This is a genomic window from Arthrobacter sp. GQ119 (assembly GCF_059759125.1).
This window is the reverse complement of sequence record NZ_JCAXEA010000029.1, coordinates 41,145-60,080: the sequence shown is the minus strand read 5'-3', so window position 1 is coordinate 60,080 and position 18,936 is coordinate 41,145. Positions and strand designations below refer to the sequence as shown.

The 18,936-nt window shown below is 68.1% G+C and carries 13 protein-coding genes and 1 pseudogene; 6 read left to right on the top strand and 8 right to left on the bottom strand.

Annotated features, from left to right (window positions below; translation table 11 throughout):
- Positions 1-192: 192 nt before the first annotated feature.
- The 4 genes from AC6CH3_RS21015 to AC6CH3_RS21000 form a co-directional block, all read right to left on the bottom strand.
- Positions 193-2,373, bottom strand: a complete 2,181-nt coding sequence (locus AC6CH3_RS21015; RefSeq protein ID WP_498134263.1) for an elongation factor G-like protein EF-G2 — start codon at positions 2,371-2,373, stop codon at positions 193-195.
- 143 nt (positions 2,374-2,516) lie between these two features.
- On the bottom strand, positions 2,517-2,666 hold the full coding sequence (locus AC6CH3_RS21010; RefSeq protein WP_494036633.1) for a hypothetical protein: 150 nt from the start codon (positions 2,664-2,666) through the stop codon (positions 2,517-2,519).
- Between the two features lie 173 nt (positions 2,667-2,839).
- Positions 2,840-5,545, bottom strand: coding sequence for an ATP-dependent RNA helicase (locus AC6CH3_RS21005; protein ID WP_498134262.1), 2,706 nt, complete (start codon positions 5,543-5,545; stop codon positions 2,840-2,842).
- Positions 5,546-5,607: 62 nt separating this feature from the next.
- A complete protein-coding gene (locus AC6CH3_RS21000) occupies positions 5,608-5,988 on the bottom strand; it encodes a VOC family protein (RefSeq protein WP_498134261.1) in 381 nt (126 codons plus the stop codon).
- Positions 5,989-6,247: 259 nt separating this feature from the next.
- Between AC6CH3_RS21000 and AC6CH3_RS20995 the strand changes: the two are divergent.
- The 4 genes and pseudogenes from AC6CH3_RS20995 (at position 6,248) to AC6CH3_RS20980 (ending at position 10,336) form a co-directional block, all read left to right on the top strand.
- Positions 6,248-7,245, top strand: a pseudogene (locus tag AC6CH3_RS20995) (IS481 family transposase).
- A gap of 145 nt (positions 7,246-7,390) precedes the next feature.
- Positions 7,391-8,734 (top strand): HNH endonuclease, encoded by a 1,344-nt coding sequence (locus tag AC6CH3_RS20990; RefSeq protein ID WP_498134265.1) that lies wholly within the window; start codon positions 7,391-7,393, stop codon positions 8,732-8,734.
- Between the two features lie 156 nt (positions 8,735-8,890).
- A complete protein-coding gene (locus AC6CH3_RS20985) occupies positions 8,891-9,475 on the top strand; it encodes a hypothetical protein (RefSeq protein WP_498134260.1) in 585 nt (194 codons plus the stop codon).
- A gap of 42 nt (positions 9,476-9,517) precedes the next feature.
- Positions 9,518-10,336 (top strand): alpha/beta fold hydrolase, encoded by an 819-nt coding sequence (locus AC6CH3_RS20980; RefSeq protein WP_498134259.1) that lies wholly within the window; start codon positions 9,518-9,520, stop codon positions 10,334-10,336.
- Between the two features lie 12 nt (positions 10,337-10,348).
- Here the strand turns inward: AC6CH3_RS20980 and AC6CH3_RS20975 are convergent, their stop codons facing one another.
- On the bottom strand, positions 10,349-12,838 hold the full coding sequence (locus AC6CH3_RS20975; protein WP_498134258.1) for a PEP/pyruvate-binding domain-containing protein: 2,490 nt from the start codon (positions 12,836-12,838) through the stop codon (positions 10,349-10,351).
- A 211-nt stretch (positions 12,839-13,049) separates the two neighbouring features.
- Here AC6CH3_RS20975 and AC6CH3_RS20970 point away from each other — a divergent pair, with 211 nt between their 5' ends.
- The gene (locus AC6CH3_RS20970) at positions 13,050-13,634 is read left to right on the top strand and encodes an alpha/beta fold hydrolase (protein WP_498134257.1); all 585 of its coding nucleotides are present in this window, start codon (positions 13,050-13,052) and stop codon (positions 13,632-13,634) included.
- 32 nt (positions 13,635-13,666) lie between these two features.
- On the opposite strand, the gene AC6CH3_RS20965 is transcribed toward AC6CH3_RS20970, so the two are convergent.
- The gene (locus AC6CH3_RS20965; protein WP_498134256.1) at positions 13,667-14,866 is read right to left on the bottom strand and encodes an amidohydrolase; all 1,200 of its coding nucleotides are present in this window, start codon (positions 14,864-14,866) and stop codon (positions 13,667-13,669) included.
- A complete protein-coding gene (locus AC6CH3_RS20960; protein ID WP_498134255.1) occupies positions 14,863-16,284 on the bottom strand; it encodes an MFS transporter in 1,422 nt (473 codons plus the stop codon). Before AC6CH3_RS20960 ends, AC6CH3_RS20965 begins: the two co-directional genes overlap by 4 nt.
- A gap of 86 nt (positions 16,285-16,370) precedes the next feature.
- On the opposite strand from AC6CH3_RS20960, the gene AC6CH3_RS20955 reads away from it, so the two are divergent.
- Positions 16,371-17,414, top strand: coding sequence for an Lrp/AsnC family transcriptional regulator (locus AC6CH3_RS20955; protein ID WP_498134254.1), 1,044 nt, complete (start codon positions 16,371-16,373; stop codon positions 17,412-17,414).
- Between the two features lie 137 nt (positions 17,415-17,551).
- On the opposite strand, the gene AC6CH3_RS20950 is transcribed toward AC6CH3_RS20955, so the two are convergent.
- Complete coding sequence (locus AC6CH3_RS20950) at positions 17,552-18,886, bottom strand: phosphoribosyltransferase family protein (protein WP_498134253.1); 1,335 nt, start codon at positions 18,884-18,886, stop codon at positions 17,552-17,554.
- Positions 18,887-18,936 lie beyond the last annotated feature (50 nt).

Here is an 18,936-nt window from a genome sequence, read left to right as displayed (position 1 = left end):
GCTCCGCCGGCAGTACGGTCGGTTGGCTCGCTGATGGATTTCCTGATGGAGGCGCCTACGTCACGCGCCGTGAAGGCAGTAGTACGTCATGATTCTGGGCTCGGCGCCTCGGCCACCGCACTTCGTGTTCTCGCGCCCAAGTTAAGTGGGGCTTGCAGCCTCACGCCAGTGGGACGTGCAGCCGTCTTACCCTCAGGCGTTGGCGGCAGCCGGTGCCACGTTGCCCGGCACTGGCTCGTGCCGCAGGTAGCTGCGGCGGAAGCGGCCGGTCCCGGCCGTCAGCGAACGTAACTGGACGGCGTATCGCAACAGTTCGCCGTCGGGCACCTCGGCGGTGACTTCGGTGCGCTCCCCGCCTGCCGACGTCGTTCCTGTCAGCCGCCCGCGGCGGGAGGACAGGTCGCTCATCACCGGCCCGACGTACTCGTCCGGGGTGCTGATGGTGACCGCTGAGACCGGCTCCAGCAGCTGGATCCGTCCGGCGGCCGCTGCCTCCCGCAAGGCCAGCGCGCCGGCGGCCTGGAACGCCGCGTCCGACGAGTCGACGCTGTGCGCTTTGCCGCCCACCAGCGTCACCCGGATGTCCACCACCGGGAAGCCTGCGGACACTCCCTTTTGCATCTGGGACCGGACGCCTTTCTCGACTGACGGGATGTACTGGCCGGGAACCACGCCGCCCACGGTCTTGTCGATGAATTCGAAACCCGCGCCGCGGTCCAGGGGCTCCACTTCGATATCGCAGATCGCGTACTGGCCGTGGCCACCCGATTGCTTGACATGGCGTCCGTGGCCGGCGGCCGGTGCGGCGAATGTTTCCCGCAGCGGCGTCACCACCGGAACAGTCTGCAGTTTCACCCCCTGGTCGCGCAGCCTGTCCAGCACGACTTCGCCGTGCGCCTCTCCCATGCACCACAGGATCAGCTGGTGCGTTTCGGCATTGCGTTCCACCCGCAGCGTCGGGTCTCCCGCCGCCACTTTCCCGAGGCTCTTGGCGAGGGCGTCCTCGTCGCTGCGCGTGGCGGCCTCGACGGCCACCGGCATCAGGGGCTCGGGCATGTCCCAGGCCTCCACCAGCAGCGGGTGTTCTTTGGCCGAAATGGTGTCCCCCGTTTCGGCATTGGCGAGCTTGGCAATGGCGCAGATGTCGCCGGCCACGCAGTACGGCACCGGCTTCAGGCTGGCTCCCACGGGCGAGTACAGGTGAGTGAGGCGTTCATCGCTGTCGTGGTCCTCATGCCCCCGCTCGGACAGGCCGCGGCCGCCGACATGCACGGCCGAATCCTCCCGCAGCGTCCCGGAGAAGACGCGGACCAGGCAGACCCTGCCCAGGAACGGGTCGATGGTGGTGCGCACCACTTCACCGGCCAGCGGCCCCGCCGGGTCGCAGGCCAGCGGGCCTGCCGGCGCCCCGGCAAGATCGGTCACCGCGGGCAGCTCACGCTCCGCCGGTGAAGGGAACGCGCGGGTCAACATGTCCAGCAGTTCGGCCAGTCCCAGTCCCGTCACCGCCGAGGTTGCGAGCACGGGGAAGAAGGACCCGCGGGCCACGGCGGTCTCCAGGTCCGCCACCAGAACGTCGACGTCGATGTCCTCGCCACCGAGGTAGCGGTCCATCAGCGTCTCATCTTCGCTCTCGGAGATGATGCCCTCGATGAGCGCCCCGCGTGCTGCCTCCGACTCCGAAAGCTCTTCGGCGCTGGCGTCGCGCCCGGCGGGAACGGGGTCGCCGCCTGCGTACTCCGCAACGGTTCCGGAGAGCAGTCCCAGCAAACCGGTGATCTCCGTGTCGGTGCGCACGGGAAGGTAGGCCGGCACCACCGAGTCGCCGAAGGCCCGCTGGCAGGCGGCGAGGGTCGCTTCGAAATTTGCCCGCGGATGGTCGAGCCGGCTGATCACCACGGCCCGCGGCACGCCGAGCTGGTCGCACTCTGCCCACAGCGCTGTGGTGGCCGCATCGATGTCGTCCAGGGCGGACACGACGAACAGGGCCGCATCGGCTGCGCGCAGACCGGCGCGCAGTTCGCCGGTGAAGTCCCCGTAGCCCGGCGTGTCCAGAAGGTTTACCTTGATGCCGTCGTACACCAGCGGTGCCACCGTGAGCACCACAGAGCGCTGCTGATGGATTTCAGAGGGTTCCGCGTCGCTGACAGTGTTGCCGTCCTCGATCGATCCCATCCGGGATATGACGCCGGTGGCTGCCAGCAGTGCCTCAAGCAGCATCGTTTTTCCCGCTCCCGAGTGGCCCACGAGCGCGATGTTGCGGACTTTCTCCGGCGCGTCGGCCTGCATCCCTGCGGCCGCATCAGCCCGCCGAAGATCCGTACTGCCGCGGCCGGGGCCCTTGCCCCGGCCATTTGTGCCTTTCACGGACATGACCATCTCCCGGCGTCCTAGTGCTGAGCCGCCACGCGGCCTTGGTAAGTCGATTCGACACCCTGAGACGGCCGGACAGCAATAGGGAGAGGCGTGCCGTTGTGGAACCGGGGGCCGCAGCGGGTCACCTGACCTGTACAGCCCTAGGCGTCGTCGTGCCACCACCCTTCCCAGGCGCTGGACGTCAGCTGGCCGCTGGGAAATTCGGTGGCACTCCTGCCGGCATGTGCCTGGGGCTCGTCGTCATTGGGACGGAAATCGAGAAGGAAGCCGAGGTTACTCCAAAGCATCATCGTTGTGTCCTTTCATGGGGTACCGAGACCACGGTGTCTCAGTACGCATAAGGGTAGCCGGGCAATGTTTCACCGCTTCGACACAACGTTTCGGGTTTGTATCCGGGATCTATCCGGACCTCTCCGGCAGCCGTGCCACCGCCTCCGCCGCCATGGAAAAGGGTGTCCGGGGGTTACATCCGGGCTTTTGTCCGGGCCGTGGCCGGGGCAGACCACGGGTCCTCCGGCCAGGGATGCTTCGGATAGCGGCCCCTCATCTCGGCACGGACCTGTGCGTATGGTCCGGACCAGAATGATGCGAGGTCATCGGTCACCGCGAGCGGACGCCGCGCCGGCGACAAGAGGTGGAACAGCACCGGAACTGCCCCGTCCACCAGCCGCGGCGTCTCGGCCCAGCCGAAGCATTCCTGGAGTTTGACCGCCACAACGGGCCGGCCGCCGTCGTCGCCGACGTCCGGATACTCGATCCGCACGCGCGAACCGCTCGGCACGTCCAGGCCTTCCGGCGCCAGTTCGCCCAGCCGCGCTGCCTCCGGCCACGGCAGCAGCCGGCGCAACGGGTCAGTCAGCTCGATCCTGTTGACCGGCGCTCCTCCGGCCATCGCCTCAAGCTCCGGAGCAAGCCATTCCTCCAGCCGGGACAGCAGTGCCTGCTCGGAGACGTCCGGCCAGGGCGCACCGAGTTCCCGGTGCAGCAGGGCGAGCCGGCGGCGCAGGGCCTCAGCCGCCGTCGACCATCCGATGGTTCCCAGCCCTTCCCGCTCCAGCGCCCGGGCCACGGCGGCCCGCCCCTCCACGGGCGTGGGCCGCACCGGGGTTGAAGAAAGGACTATCGCTCCGAGCCGGCGTTCCCTTCGGGCGGTGACCTTTCCCTGGCTGAACCCGGCTTCCACTGTCTCGCCCAGCAGGTTCCGGGCGGCGGCTTCAGCTGTGCCGGCCGTGAGCGGCGCCGCTGCGCGGATGACGGCGCCGGTCCCGGCGGCATCCCGCCCGCCAGCCCGCGACACCTCGGCGACCGCCAGCCACTCGTGCCCGGACAGCGGGCTGCCGGACGGCAGCCCGGCACGCGTGCCGGAAGTCAGCAGGTAGCGCTCAGGCCCGGGTCCCGGAACGCGGCGCGCAACCCTGTCCGGAAACGCGAGGGCGACGACGAACCCTGGGGTTTCCGCCGACGTCACCGGTGTGGCGGGCCGGGACTGCGCGGTGCCGGCCCGCAGGCCGGCAGCCTCCTGGCGTGCAATAGCCTCCATGCGGCGGGTTTCCTCCGCCCAGCGGCCGGCGGCCGGATCCTTGCCGCCACGGAGCGTGCCCAGCAGGCGCGGAAGGTCTGCGCCCGGCGCACGCTGGTCTCCGGAAACGACGGCGACTGTCTCTGCCGCCGCGCGGGGACCCACGGTGGCGGCACCGTCCAGCAGGGCGCGTGCCAGCCGCGGGTCGGCGGGAATCCTGGCGAGAATCTTGCCGAGCGGCGTCGCATGGCCGTCGGGTTCCACCGCCCCGAGTTCCCGCAGCACTTCGACGGCGTCGTCCATGGCTGCCCGGGGCGGTGCGTCCGGCAGAGCCAGCCCCTGGCCACCGGGCGCACCCCAGCACGCGAGGATCAAGGCGGCGCCGGTCAGGTCGGCCGCAGCGATCTCCGGCGTCGGATGGGCCGGGGCGGCTCCAAAGGTCTTTTGGTCATAGCAGCGGACCACTGTTCCGGGGCCCTGGCGAGCCGCCCGTCCGGCCCGCTGCTCGGCGGATGCCCGGGAACAGGAAACGGTCACCAGCCCTGACATGCCGCGGCTGGCGTCGCGGCGCAGCTCCCTGGACAGGCCCGCATCGATGACCAGCCGGACGCCGGGGACGGTGAGCGAGGATTCTGCCAGTGCCGTGGACACGACAATCCGCGCGGGGCCTCCCGGGTCACGACCGGAGACGGCGCGGTCCTGCTCCGCGGGGCCGGCCTGGCCGTGCAGCTCCAGCACTTCGGCCTTGACCCTGCTGCGCAGGCGGGCTGCTACCTGGGACACCTCCCAGGCGCCCGGCAGGAACACCAGGGCGTCAATGCCAGGATCTGCCTGGAGTGCCTGGGAGTGGGCGGCGGCCGCGGTGTCTGCCACATGGTCGAGGAACGGGCGGGTCACGCCCCGGCTGTCCAGCCTCGGCACCGCCGCGGGCGCCCAGTCCACCGTGAGGGGGTACAGCGCCGAAGGGCAGTCGACGACGGGAGCCGGCCCGCCGCCGTCGTGCTCCCCCGCCGGTGCCTGCTCCACTGGCGCCTGGCCGGCGGGTGGCGACCCGAGGAGGGCGGCGAACCGCGGCGCATCCAGCGTGGCCGACATCGCGACCAGGGTGAGGTCGCCGCGCAGCAGGCGGACCTCGGCGAGCATGCCGAGCAGGAGATCGGTTTCCAGTCCACGTTCATGGACCTCGTCGAGGATCACGGCACCGGTGCCCTCGAGCCCGGGATCCGCGAGCAGGCGGCGCATCAGGATGCCCGGCGTGACGAACTCGATCAGGGTCCCGGCGCCCGCCTGACGCTCGCCGCGGACCGTGTAACCGATGCGGTCCCCGAGCCGGCTGCCGTCCAGCGCGGCAAGCCGCCGCGCCGCGGAGCGGGCTGCGACGCGGCGGGGCTGGGTCACCACAGTGCGCAGAACCGTTCCCCGAGCCTCCGGCTGCGATCCGCCGCAGAGGAGGTTGGCGACCAGCGGGGGAACCAAAGTGGTTTTACCTGTGCCCGGCGGGGACTGCACCACCGCGGTCCCGGCCGGGCTTTCGCTGCGCAGCGCGGCGGCGAGCTGACCCAGTGAGCCAGCAAAGACCAGGCCGGCACCGATGGCCTCCAGGTCGAAGGGATCAGAGGTGCCGGCGGGGTCCAGGGGAACGGTAGTCACCCGTCCATTCTGCACGGATCAGCGGGCTGCCGACGGGTCAGCCAACCGGGCCGGTCACAGAGCTACGGCATCTCGAACAGGCTGAGAATGTTGCCCTCGGTGTCCAGGAACCAGGCAGCCTTTCCGGCGCTGCTCGTGGCGATGCCGTTCTCGGTCTTCAGTCCCGGGAAATCATAGTCCTCAAAGACAACACCCCGGCTCCGCAGCTCCTCAACCTCGCCCTCGAGATTGTCGGTGGCCCAGCTCAGCTGTGTGTTCTTCGCTGTTCCCGCGTTGTCGGTCAGGTACAGCAGGAAAGACGTTCCGTTCCCGCAGCGGTAGACGAGGTTCTCCTCGTCCAAGGTATCCGAGGGTTCCAGGCCGAGGACGTCGCGATAGAAATTCCTGGCCCTGGAAATGTCCTTCGCGGGAAGGACAGCCATAACTTCACGTTCTTTGAGCATGATGAATTCTCCTTCTCACCAGGTCCCCGGGGAACTGCCCGATAGGCACAGCGACATACGGAGGCGTGCCGGAAGGTCCTGTGGGCACCATCGTAGGCTTCAGCGTCTGGGAGTCAATGCCGAAATGCAACGCTGCCCCCTGGCGATGACGGGCGCTGGGCGCTAGTTGTACTGAGTCAGGACGTTGGTTACATCGTGAATGGGTGAAGACCTCTTAGGTTGGTGGTTACCACACACAGCCAACGACTAAGAGGTCTTCATGTCCCACCGTAATGCCCGGCTAACCCCGACCGGTAGGCGGATCATCATCGAGCGTGTCCTGTCCGGCCGGCCGGTGGCGCACGTCGCCAAGGAAATCGGCGTCTCGCGCACCTGTGCCCACCGCTGGCTTAGCCGTTACCGGGTTCACGGCTGGGCCGGACTGGAAGACCGCAGCTCCAGGCCGAAGTCATGCCCGCACGTCACCCCGAAAAAGGTGGTTGCCGATGTCCTGGCCCAGCGAGTGGAGCATCGCGAAGGCCCCATGGATCTGGCACTCCGATGCAGCACCAGCGCCCGGACCGTGTCCAGGATCCTCGCCCGAGCCGGCATGCCCAGGCTGTGGGACCTGGACCCGGTCACCGGAGAACGGATCCGCTCCTCCCGTGCGACCGACCGCCGCTATGAACGCGACGCCCCTGGGGACATGATCCATATCGACGTCAAGAAACTCGGGCGGATCCCTGAGGGTGGCGGCTGGCGGGCCGACCCCGAGCAGAGCCTGGCCAACCATCGCACGTCACACCAGAAACTGGGTTTCGACTACGTTCATGTCGCCGTCGATGACCACTGCCGCCTGGCCTACGCCGAAGTGCTTCCCGATGAGAAGGGACCGACCTGCGCCGGGTTCCTCACCCGGGCAGCGGCCGCCATGGCATCCAATGGAGCACCCGTGAAACGCGTCATGACCGACAACGCCTTCGCTTACCGGCTCTCCCGCGACTTCCACGCAGCGCTAGCAGCACTTGGCGCCAAACACATCCTGATCAAACCCCGGCATCCCTGGCAGAACGGAAAAGCAGAACGCTTCAACCGCACCCTGCAGGAAGGCTGGGCCTACCGGCAACCATTCACCTCCAACCAAGCCCGCACTGATGCCCTGCAGCCATGGCTAGACTTCTACAACAACCACCGGCCCCACGGCAGCCTCGGAGGCAAGCCACCCATCAGCAGATGCAACCAACGTACTGGCTGAGTACAGCTAGTCCCGGATTTTGATTTGCATGCTAATAATGTCTGACCCCTCTGGAACACTGTGTGTATGGACGGCATTGGGGAATCCGATCTGATACTGGCAGCGGCGCCACCCGGCGCCGGCCTTGCCGGCGCCGTCGCTCCGGATGCCGCCGCCCCCAATGCCGAGATGTCCTGTGTCACTGTGGAGGACCTACTCGCCGCGGCGGGGTCGCTGCAGCTGGCCGCCGACGGTGCCGGGCTGATCGACCAGTTGCGCGGGCTGGAGGAGCTGAAGTCTGCGGTCGCCGGTTTGCAGGCGAGGATCGCTGTGGCCTTCGATGCCGCCCAGCGCCGCGCCCAGGCCGAGCAAGGGATCCCAGTTGCGGAGCAGGGCCAGGACGTCGCCGCGCAAATCGCCCTCGCCCGGCACGAATCCCCGGCCCGCGGCTCCCGGCTGCTCGGCCTGGCCAAAGCCCTACTGACCGAGATGCCCCACACCCTGGCCGCCTTGGAGACTGGCCGGCTGAACGAATGGCGCGCCACCCTGCTAGTCAAAGAAACGGCCTGCCTGAGCGCGGCTGACCGGTGCGCCGTCGACGACGAGCTCGCCGCCGACACCGGAACCTTCACCGGTTCAGGCGACCGGGCCATCGTGGCCGCGGCCAAGGCTGCAGCGTACCGCAGGGATCCCCGCTCCGTGACCCAGCGGGCCAGCCACGCAGCGACCGAGCGGTGCGTCAGCCTGCGACCTGCCCCGGACACCATGACCTACCTGACCGCGCTGCTGCCCGTCGCCCAGGGCGTCGCCGTCTACGCCGCGCTCAGACGCCACGCCGACACGCTGCGCTCGAATGGCGACTCCCGTTCCCGCGGCCAGATCATGGGCGACACCCTTGTCGAACGGACCACCGGCGCCCCGGGTGGGATCAGCGGGGTCGAGATCCAGCTCGTCATGACCGACCGCACCCTCTTCCAGGCCGACAGCGAACCGGCCCGCCTCACCGGCTACGGCACCGTCCCGGCAGGCTGGGCCCGCACCCTGATCCAGACAAGTGAGGCTACCGGCGGTCAGGAACCCAACGATGGCGGGAGCACCGCGGGCCAGGAACCCGACCCGGGCGGGGCCACCAGCCGCCAGGCACTCAAGGTGTGGCTCCGGCGCCTCTACACCGCCCCCGGAACCGGTGAGCTGGTAGCGATGGACTCCCGGGCACGGCTCTTCCCGGCAGGATTGCGCCGGTTCATCCAGGCCCGCGATGACACCTGCCGCACCCCGTACTGCGACGCCCCGATCCGCCACCACGACCACATCATCCCCTGGCACACCGGCGGGACCACCAGCCTGGCCAACGGCGCGGGCCTGTGCGAAACCTGCAACCACACCAAAGAAAAACCCGGATGGAAAGCCATCCCACGGCCCGGCCCCCGGCACACTTTCAAACTCCAGACACCCACCGGCCACACCTACCACTCCACGGCACCCCCGCTCCCCGGAACCAGCCAATCGGAACGGCTGCCGCGCGCCTCCTAACCCCGGTCACCGGCGCCCACACAGCCTAGCGTCGTCTCCCGCTTCGGCGATCCGGCGCGCCATGAAGACGATCAATCACACGCGGCAGGGCGCAGGAAATCATGCCGAGGAGGATAATGACACCGGGGTCAACTGCCAGCGCTGAGAGGGGTCCGCATGCATGGGCTTCCGCGGATCACGGTAGAGGTTCCGGTAACGGCCATCGGACCCGGTCCCGCCGCCTATGAGGAGCTGGGCGGTTATGTCATCGGGCTGCGCAGGCAACAAGGCCTGCACCTCACCCTGCTGCACATCGGCATCCTGGCTGACTTCGCACAGGAGATCAGCGAGTGGACCCAAGGGTTCACGAGCGCCGAAGCGGCCACGCGCAGGACGGTCACGTGGCTGAGGGGGCTGCCCATACTGGATGGGTTCTCCGGCACCGCCACACGGCTGATCGTCCTGGGCGGCGGCAATGTGTGCGGACTCGAAGTGGACGTGCCCCAAAAGGTCCGCGACTTTCAGGTGATGCTCGTACAGGCGCTGCACGGGCTGCTGCAGGACCTCCTCGTGGACAACGTCGACGACTTCATTCTTAGCTCGCGCGCACTGGGCTTCCGGTATCCGCGCTGGGTACCCCATGTGGCCATGGGCCGTCCAAAGTCGCGCACCGGCTACTGGGAGATCCAGCCGCTGACGATCGAGTTCGGCGAATCACGGATCAGGAACGGCCAGTACCTCCCGGCTGTCGACGCCGAATAAGGCGCCCTTCCGCTGGAAAACACCGGCACCTAGGCTGGTGGTATGTCCAGGCTCAGCGTCAACGGCGTGGATCTCTACTACGAGGAACACGGTGATGGAATCCCTCTCCTCGGTGTGCACGGGACGCCCAGTTCGGCGGAGCTGTGGGCGGACGCCGCCGAAGAACTGGGCCGCCACGGCCGGTGCATCGTCTATGACCGCAGAGGATTCCACCGCAGTGCCCCGCCGGTACCGTTCGGCACTCTGGACCTGATAGACCACGTCGACGACGCCGCCGGCATGCTGGCCGCATTGCACGCGGGGCCGGCCGTCGTGATCGGGCGCAGCACCGGCGGCCTCATCGCGATCGAACTGGCGCGCCGGTTTCCCGACAAAGTCAAGGCGCTCGTCCTCCTGGAACCGGCCTTGTTCACCCTCGATCCGGATGCCGACGCCTGGGCACGCAGCCTCCGCCTCAGGGTGCTTGGGCAGTCCGCCGGGCAACCGAACCGGGCTGCGGAGGCGGTGATCCGGGAGGCACTGGGCGATGCCGCCTGGGAGTCATTCCCGGAGAACAACAAGCAGATTTTGGCCGAGACCGGGCCGGCCGTCCTCGCTGAGATCAAGGGCCATGGCATGGACCTCAGCGAGGACGCGCTGGTACTGGACGAGGACGAACTGGCAGGGATCCGCCGCCCGACGCTCATCGTCACCGCCGAGGATTCGATCGAGCCCTGCAGGCTGGTGAACGCCAGACTGTCGGGCGCCCTGCCCTATACCCAGACCGTGCTCGTGGCCGGCGGCCATCTCATCAACCCGGCGCATCCTGCGGTCCTGGACTTTGTGGACCGGATCGCCGCCAGCGAAGACGCCTGGGCGTAGAGGTCTCCGGCGTTACCCGGCATCCGAGGCGACCGGAAAGACCCGCCCGGTGGTCCCGTCCACCCTGACCAGGTCTCCGTTCCGGAGCACGCTCGTCCCGGAGCCGGTGCCCATCACGGCCGGTATGCCATACTCCCGGGCCACGATGGCGGCGTGCGAACCGATGCCGCCGGCGTCCACCACCACCGCGGCGGCCCGCTGGAACAGTGGAGTCCAGGACGGGTTGGTGTACGGGCACACGAGGACCTCGCCGCTGCGCAGCAACCCGAAATCGGCCGGGCCACGGATAATCCTTACCTCTCCCGTGGCCTGGCCCCGGCTTGCAGGCACACCGGAAACCAGCGCTCCGGGCGGCCGCCGGCCCGGCGCGAACAGCACAGCCGGGTCCAGCAGCGGAATCCCGTCCAGCTCACGGCGCTTCGCCGCCCTGTCCAGCACCAGCCGGCGGTACCGGTCCCGTTCCGAAGCCGCGAGGGTACCGGCGTCGGCGATTGCCGACAGCTCTTCGTACCGCAGGTGGTGGATCTCCTCCGGATTCGCCAGCACACCGGCCGCACAAAGCCTGCGGCCCAGCTCAAGCAGGGCCCTCCGCAGCGGCGGCAGAACCATGGTGGCGTAAAAGTGGCTGTCCTCGCGGAAGGCCATGCCTGCCTTGGCGGCGTCCACGACGGACAGAAGATGACGGCGCACCGGCGTGAACCGAAGGGCAGGATGCCTCAACAGTTCCGCCAGCGCCGCTCCGGTTTGATCCACTGCGGCCCGGCGCTCCCCCAGCATCGAGGTGATGAGCCCGACGACCACCTCGGGTGCATCGGACCAGGTCGGGGCGCTGCTCAGCACCACACTGACCGTTTCGCGGTGTCCGTACTCGGCAAGGAACGCCCCCAATGCCGCGCGGAACTCTCTGAATTCCTCCTGATCCTCCAGCTGCTTCAGCAGTTCAGCCGGCGGCTGCCCTGTGAAGGCGCGTTCCAGGTTCGGGCTGGACCGCACCTGTTCGGCCAGGGCCTCAAGAGCCCGGTTCGCCTGGCTCGTGCGGGTTTCGGCGCCGGCGATCAGGGCGGAGGCCAGGCGCGGCTTCCCCAGGAGCAGCAGCATCAGGCGAAGTTTGAGCAATGGGACAAACACGCCGGGCAGGTAGGATTTTCTGAGCTCAGTGATCCCCTGCATCGCGTCAAAGGAACCGTCGGCGAGCGCTATGACTTCGCGCCAGGGCAGGGACCTCGGGTCCTCGTCATTGAGCCTCCGGACGCTTTCCAGGAATGCGGCGAACCTTCGGTCCTCCGTCCACCGGGCCGGATGGAACTGCCGTGCCCGGCGTGCCACCAGGAGCGGAGCCCCGAGAGTGCGAAGGGTGGGCCTCGGCACTGGCGGCACGAGCCGGACCACCACACCGTCCTCTTCCGGAAGGATCTCCTCTACCGAGGGAAAGACGACACCGACGCTGCCGGCCATGCCATGGAGCATCGCCAGAATCCCGCGCTGCATCCAGCCCGATACGTCCAGGGGATACGGGCGCTCCTGGAACATCTCAACGAAGAACGGTCCCACCAGCCGCTGGAAGCGGCTGAGCCGCAGAGGCTGCGGCGGAAGGGCCGTCATTGGCCTGGCCTGCAGCAAGTAGAGGCGTCCCCCGGCGATGGCCCACTCCATGTCCTGGGGCCTGCCAAAATGGTCCTGCACCCGGCGCGCCAGCCGCGCCAGCTCTGTGAGCTGCCGCCCATTGAGGGCAGGGCCGGCGCTGTCGGGGCCGGTGCTCTCCTGCGTCCCGCCGGCGGCAGCAGCCCGAATGGCAACTTCCCGGCCGCCTGGGGTGAACGCCCTGACCCGGCCGCTGCCGTCCAGAACATAGTGATCCGGCGTAACGCGTCCCGAAACCACTGCCTCGCCCAGTTCCGGGCTCGCGTCGACGACGATGTCGCCGCGCTCGCCGGTCACCGGATTGGCGCTGAACATGACACCGGCGGTGTCCGCCGGAACCATCTTTTGGATTACGACGGCGATCGTCGCCTCGCGCGGTTCGATGCCCTCCCGCTCCCGGTAAGCAATGGCCCGCTCTGTCCATAGGGACGCCCAGCAGTCAGTGACCGCAGCAAGTACCGCTTGCTCGCCGATCACGTTCAGGAACGTGTCATGCTGTCCGGCGAAGGCTGCACCGGCCTGGTCCTCAGCGGTTGCACTGGAGCGGACCGCCACGGGACCGCCACCCAAGGAGGCGTACGCCGCAGCGATGTCCGCCCTGATCCGCTCCGGCAAGGCGATGCTGGCAAACGAGTCCCGGATCCGGGATCCGTCAGATCCGGATTCGAGCAGCTGGTCCAACCTTCGGCCCAGTCCGGTTTCCTCCAGCACCGCTGCGTAGGCGGAGGTAGGGAGGACGACGCCGGGCGGCACGGGGAAACCGTGGCGCACCAGTTCGCCGAGATTGGCTCCTTTGCCGCCGGCCTGCGGCACGTCTTCCGCACCGAAGTCGGTGAGCGCGCCGGTTATCTTCTCAGTCATCTGCCGCTCCTGGCCCGCGCGAGGGTTTCCTGATGGGGAGAACTGCTTACAGGCTACCCCTCGTCGCCGTGGCGGATCGCGGCACCCCACGGGGATGGCCATGGGACGGGCGCTACAAATAGGCTTTGACACGACCGCCTCCGGATGGAGTCCCGGCAGCCGGTCGCGGAAAACCACCTACACCCAGGGCTATCAAGGGACGGCAGGGGCGATGAGCTACGACGCTGAAGCGGTGCTGCATGACGGTACCAGCATTCCCATCGCTGTGACCGGTTCGGGCCGGGCGCTCCTCATCCCCACGAGGGCGGAGCCCCGTCCCGAGCCAGAGGCAGCGACGATGCGTGCGTGGGGCGCAGACCCGGACCTCGGGCCCAACCTTGTCACGGCCCTCTGCCGGTCGTACCGGGTCATCGCGGCGGATTACGAAGGGCACCGGATGGCCCACCCGGCCCCGGACACCCTCACCCCGGAGAACATCACCGCGGATTTCCTCGCCATCTCTGATGCGGCAGACGCCGGCACGTTCGGGTACTACGGATACTCATGGCTCGCCCTGTGCGGCCTGCAGCTGGCCATCCGCACCGACCGTCTCTGGGCACTGATCATGGGCGGCTACCCGCCCCGCGGCGGACCATACGGGAGCATGCTCGCGGTCACCAGGGCTGCGCACTCCATGGCTGCCAAAGCCCGGGCGCAAGCACCATCGGCGGACGAGGCTCCCGAGCCGGGCGACTGGGAGCGCCGTGGTCGTTCCCCTCATCACGGCCTGGCTCGAAACTGCAGCGCAAAGAAGTAGCTGAGTCTGTCGCGCCGGGGCAGCCCGTTCCATCAACCAGGGCTGCTGCCAAGCAGGCGTGCCCGCTGCCTGGGATCGATTGCCGCCGCGGCAGCGGCCGCCGCCAGACCGAACGCGCCGTCCAGCACGGCCCTGTCGGCAGATGCGGAGGACCCGTAGGCGGCGAACTCCGCCGTGTGATGGGCTGCGCCGCCCACGTCGTAGCCGAGCAGCGGATGGATGCTGGGCACCAGCTGCGAGACGTTGCCCATGTCCGTTGAAGCCACCCGATCCTCGTTGAAGTCGACAGTCCTCCCCCGGGCGGCCATCGCCTCGCGGTACGCCTCAGAGAGGAAACTGTCCTGCCTTAGCTCGGCATATGCGTTGCCGGTAGGGGTGACCTTGACCGTGGCCCCGCTGGCGAGGGCGCCGGCCTCAAGGCAGCACCGTACGCGGTCCTCGATCACCCGCAGCGTCGCCAGGTTGGGCGAGCGCATCTCCACGCTGGCCCGGGCCCGCTCCGGAATGACGTTGACGGCGCTTCCGCCTTCGGTGACGATCAGCGACACAATGGATTCGGACGGAAGCTGCTGCCGGGCCAGGGCAATCGCGGTTTGTGCGACCACAAGCGCGTCCAATGCGTTGATTCCCGCAGCCGGTGCCGCCGCTGCATGGGACGGACGCCCCTCGTACAGCACATCCCACATGCACATGGCCAGGGAGGAACCGCCGATGGCGTCCTCGGCGGCGGCATGGGCCATCATTGCCAGAGACACGTCATCGAAGAAGCCTTCCTTGATGAGATCCGCTTTGCCGCCGGTGCTCTCCTCGGCTGGAGTGCCAAGCACCTTGACGGTGATGCCGAGGTCATCCGCCACGGCGGACAATGCGAGCGCCGCCCCGACGGCACTGGCGGCGTTCACGTTGTGCCCGCAGGCGTGTCCAATGGCCGGCAACGCGTCGTATTCGACGCAGAGGGCCACCACGAGTTCGCCGCTTCCATACCGGGCACTGAAAGCAGTCGGGAGCGTCGGCTGGGCGCCGTCCAGGCTGAAGCCGCCGGCGCGCAGCAGCGTGCTGGCGCGTTTGGCGGCCCGAAATTCCTGGCCGCTGAGCTCCGGATCGGCGTGGATAGCATGGCTCAGGCGAAGAATTCCAGGCTGCCAGCGTTCCACTGCCGAGGAGATGCGGCCCCGCATACCGGCCTCGACAGCAGGGGCAGGGCACGCCTGCAACCGCATTGCCGCTTTCATGCCGCCACCTCCGCGGCCTGCCGCTTCGGATAGCGTGCAGAAGCTGCTGCCGCAACCAGGGCAGCTACCGCGAGCGCTCCCCAGATGGAGACGAGGCCGGCTTCAGTGATGCGCCCGGACGAGGCCGATGACGATGAGAGGAGCTTGACGACGGCGGCACCCACCGCGATGCCGACCGAGAGGGCCAATTCGTTGAGTCCGGCCGCCGTCGAGGTCTCCTCCAGGGGAACACCTTCAACGGACAGCGAGCGCGTCCCGGCCTGGTACATGCCCAGGCTGAGGTTGAACATGGCAAACCCGACACAGTACCCGGCCAGCGATGCGTGCGCCGCGATCATCACCATGAATCCTCCCGCCAGCAGCAGGCCCGCAAAGACCAGCGTGGCAGGCTCGCCGAACGCCCTGAGCGCCCGCGCGGTCAACAGCGAAGACGCGAGTGAGAGCACAGATGCGGCGGCGAGGACAACGGCGATCATGAGCGGGCTGAGGGCAAATCCGTAGCCAGCCTTGTCGGGGTTGGCATGCAGGAAGATGCCGTTGGTGCCGAAGTAGCTGATGGACGCGAAGCCGAAAAAGAAGGTGGCCAGCGAAACGGCGCGGATACGCGGGTTAGCAAGCATGTGCAAGTCCACGAACCTCTTTCCGCGCTCGGGGCCGCCGGCGTCGATCACGGCCCAGACGACCAGCAGCGCCAGGCCCAGCAGCCCGGATCCGAGTGTCCGGGCGTCGAGCCAGCCCCAGTCCGGCCCCATCGAAAGGGCCACGACGAAGCCGATCAGCCCCAGCGAACACGCCATCAGGGGCACCAGGGCGAGTCCCTCGCGGGTGGGTGTTCCGGCGTCGGGCAGCAGGAAAGAGCACACGAGGGCCGCGACGGCGAACGGAACGGCCACCCAGAAACCGAGGGTGGGGCTGCTGACGCCCACGATCCCCGCCAGCAGCCCACCTGCGCCGACCGTGATCATCAGCATGCCGATCATCACGCTGACGCCGGTGCGCGTGTGGGCGGGGCTGCTGACACGCAGGATTCCCATCATGAGCGGGATGAAACCGACAACGCACGTGAGCAGCACGACGCCCACGGTCACCGACCACAGGGACGGCCAGAGTGCCATCATGAGCACGCCCGCAGCCACGGCGGCAGTTGATGAGCGGAGCACCAGCCGGTAGCCGTAGCTGTCTCCGAGCCGGGAGATGATGGGTGTGAGCACCGCAAAACTGACATTGGCAACAAGGAAGATGCCGTTGATCGTCGGATCATCTATCGAAAAGACAGGTCCGAGGGCGGGCAGGATGGGATTCAGGTATCCCTGGGTGACGCCGCTGAGTGATTCGATCACGGCCATGGCCATGATCATCCCGGTGATCGTCCTGCGGGTGACGGCCGCTGTCTCGGGCGGGGCTGTTTTGCTTGTCATATGCTTCCTTGGGATTCGGGGCGCTCGCGCCCGGGGTGAGGCGAGTCACAACGTTAGCCTCGGCCCCATCCGCACCGGGGATATTGATGGAAATCGCCTTTGCATCGCTGAATCTGAAAGAATCAGCCATGATCGCCGAACTGGATCTCGAAATCGTGAATGCCCTGCAGATCAATCCGAGGGCCGACTGGTCCCGCGTGGGCGACGTCCTGGGCCTGTCCGGGCCCACCATCGCCCGCCGCTGGCAGGCGCTCGCGGAGCAGGGACTCGCTTGGATCACGCCGTCTCCCGGGCCGCGCTACCTTAGTGCCGGCTGGTCCGCATTCATCCACTTGTCCTCGGTGCCGGGCCAGCACGAAGCCCTCATCCGGCGTCTCTGTGCCGAGCCCGCTTTCGGGACGGTGTCCTTGGTCTCGGGACCCCACGACCTGTTCGTGGACTGCTTCGCCTCGAGCCATGAGGAACTCATGGCGATTGTCACGGGCTCTTTCGCGGACCTGCCGGGGGTAACGCGCAGGGAGGTCGTCTTCGTCACGCAGCTCTACCGGCAGGCCTCGGAGTGGCGCAGCGGCACCCTGGAACCAGCGAGGGCAAGGCTCATGGCGAAGGAGTCCGCACCCCCACCGCCTGCCTACTCCCCGGACCGGCTGGACGCCTCCCTGCTGGAGGAGCTGGCCCGCGACGGGCGGGCCAGCTGGGCAGAGTTGGGCTCGGCCTCCGGCGTCTCGCCGCAGACTGCACGACGGCGGGTGGAGCGGTTTCTGGCGTCCGGCTACATGACGATGAGGTGCGATACGTCCGTCGCCGTCCAGCAGGGCCTGCGGGAGGTGAGCCTGAGCCTCAACGTTCCCGCGACCGATGTTGACTCCATCGGCCGCTACTTCGCCGGCCTGCCGAGTTGCCGCCTGAGTGCCCAGGTTCTGGGTGCCCAGAACCTGGTAGTGACGCTGTGGGTCCATGACTATCTGGAAGTCCAGGGGCACGAGCGGGAGCTGGCATCCCGGGCACCGGGCAGCACCGTAATCTCGCGGCAGGCAGTGGTGCGAACCTACAAGCGGCTCGGCCACCTGCTGGATGAGTCAGGGCGCAGCCGGGGCGTGGTCCCCTTGCCCCTGTGGCGGGAGGCCTAGCCTGTCTCTCGACCCGAGTCACGCCTGGGATCTAATCACGCGGGCGGCGCCGGCAGAGGCGTGGGCCGGGTGAAGTGCCTCGTCGTACTTCTCGTCCCGCGGTTCGTCGTACGGGAAACCACCGGGCAATTACCGACCTACGTGTCCCGTACATCCTGTTCCCGCCGAAGGTGCTGCACAAACCAGTCCCTGGCCAGTACTGCAGCCTGCTCCAGCGTTCCGGGTTCTTCGAAGAGGTGGGTGGCCCCCTGGACGAGTTCCAGGCGGTTGGGGCAGCGCATCCGCTCTTGAGCCTGGCGGTTGAGCTCCAACACCTGATGGTCTGCGCTGCCGACAATCAGGAGGGTCGGGGCGAGGACACGGGCAAGCCACGGGCCGGCCAGGTCCGGACGGCCTCCCCTTGAGACGACTGCGCCGATCTGCTCTCCCTGTTCGCCCGCCGCCCACAACGCGGCACCTGCCCCTGTGCTCGCGCCGAAGTATCCCACCCGGCACGGGGCCGTATCCGGCCGGCCGGCAAGCCAGCCCGTTGCCGCGGTTAGTCTGCGCGCCAGCAGCTCGATGTTGAACACGTTGGCGCGATCGAGCTCCTCCACGGGGGTGAGCAGGTCCAGCAGCATTGTGCCGAGCCCAGCCTGCTGGAGCATCGAGGCAACGAACCGGTTTCGCGGGCTGTGGCGGCCGCTGCCGCTTCCGTGGGCGAACACCACCACTATGTCCGCCGCCCGGGGAAGATTCACGTGGCCCTGGAGCCGCACCCCGTCGGAGTCGATCTGCACGTCCTCGTCGAGCTGGCCGGGTGCAGGGTCACTGCGGGCTGCCGCCGCTCTCTGTGCACGCTCGGCGGCAGCGTCGAGCAGCCACGCCACTTCGTCGTCGCTCGTCGGGGTGAAGTCACGGTAGTGGTTGCTGACCGCCGTGAGTTGCCGGGGCGTGGCGAGGCACACCACCTCGTCCGCCTCCGGCAACTTGCGGAGGACGTCGGGAGAGGCAACAGGAACGGCCAGAATCACTCTCGCGGCCCCCAGTTTCCGTGCGATGCTGCAGGCAACGCGGGCAGTTGACCCGGTAGCGATGCCATCGTCGACGATTACGGCAGTGCGGCCGTTCAGATCCAGTGGGGCCCTGCCGGCCCGGAATCGTGCCACGCGGTCATCCAGCAGTCGCCGTTCCCGTTGTTCGACAGCCCGCAGGTCTCCCTGTTTGACCCTTGCGAGCGAGAGGACGCGTTTGTCCAGGGCGGCTTCCCCTTCTTCCCCGATCGCTCCCATCGCGAGCTCCGGCTGAAACGGTACTCCCAGCTTGCGCACGACTATCACCTCGAGGGGCGCGTCGAGTGCCGCCGCAACTTCGAAGGCCACCGGAACTCCGCCGCGGGGCACACCCAGAACGACGGCGTCCCCTCCACGCAGGTACTCCAGCCGCACCCCCAGCTGCCGCCCTGCATCAGACCTGTCCGCAAAAATGCCCATCTACTGCTCCTGTTCCAACTATCCCTCACGAATCCGGGCCCCGCGAGGCC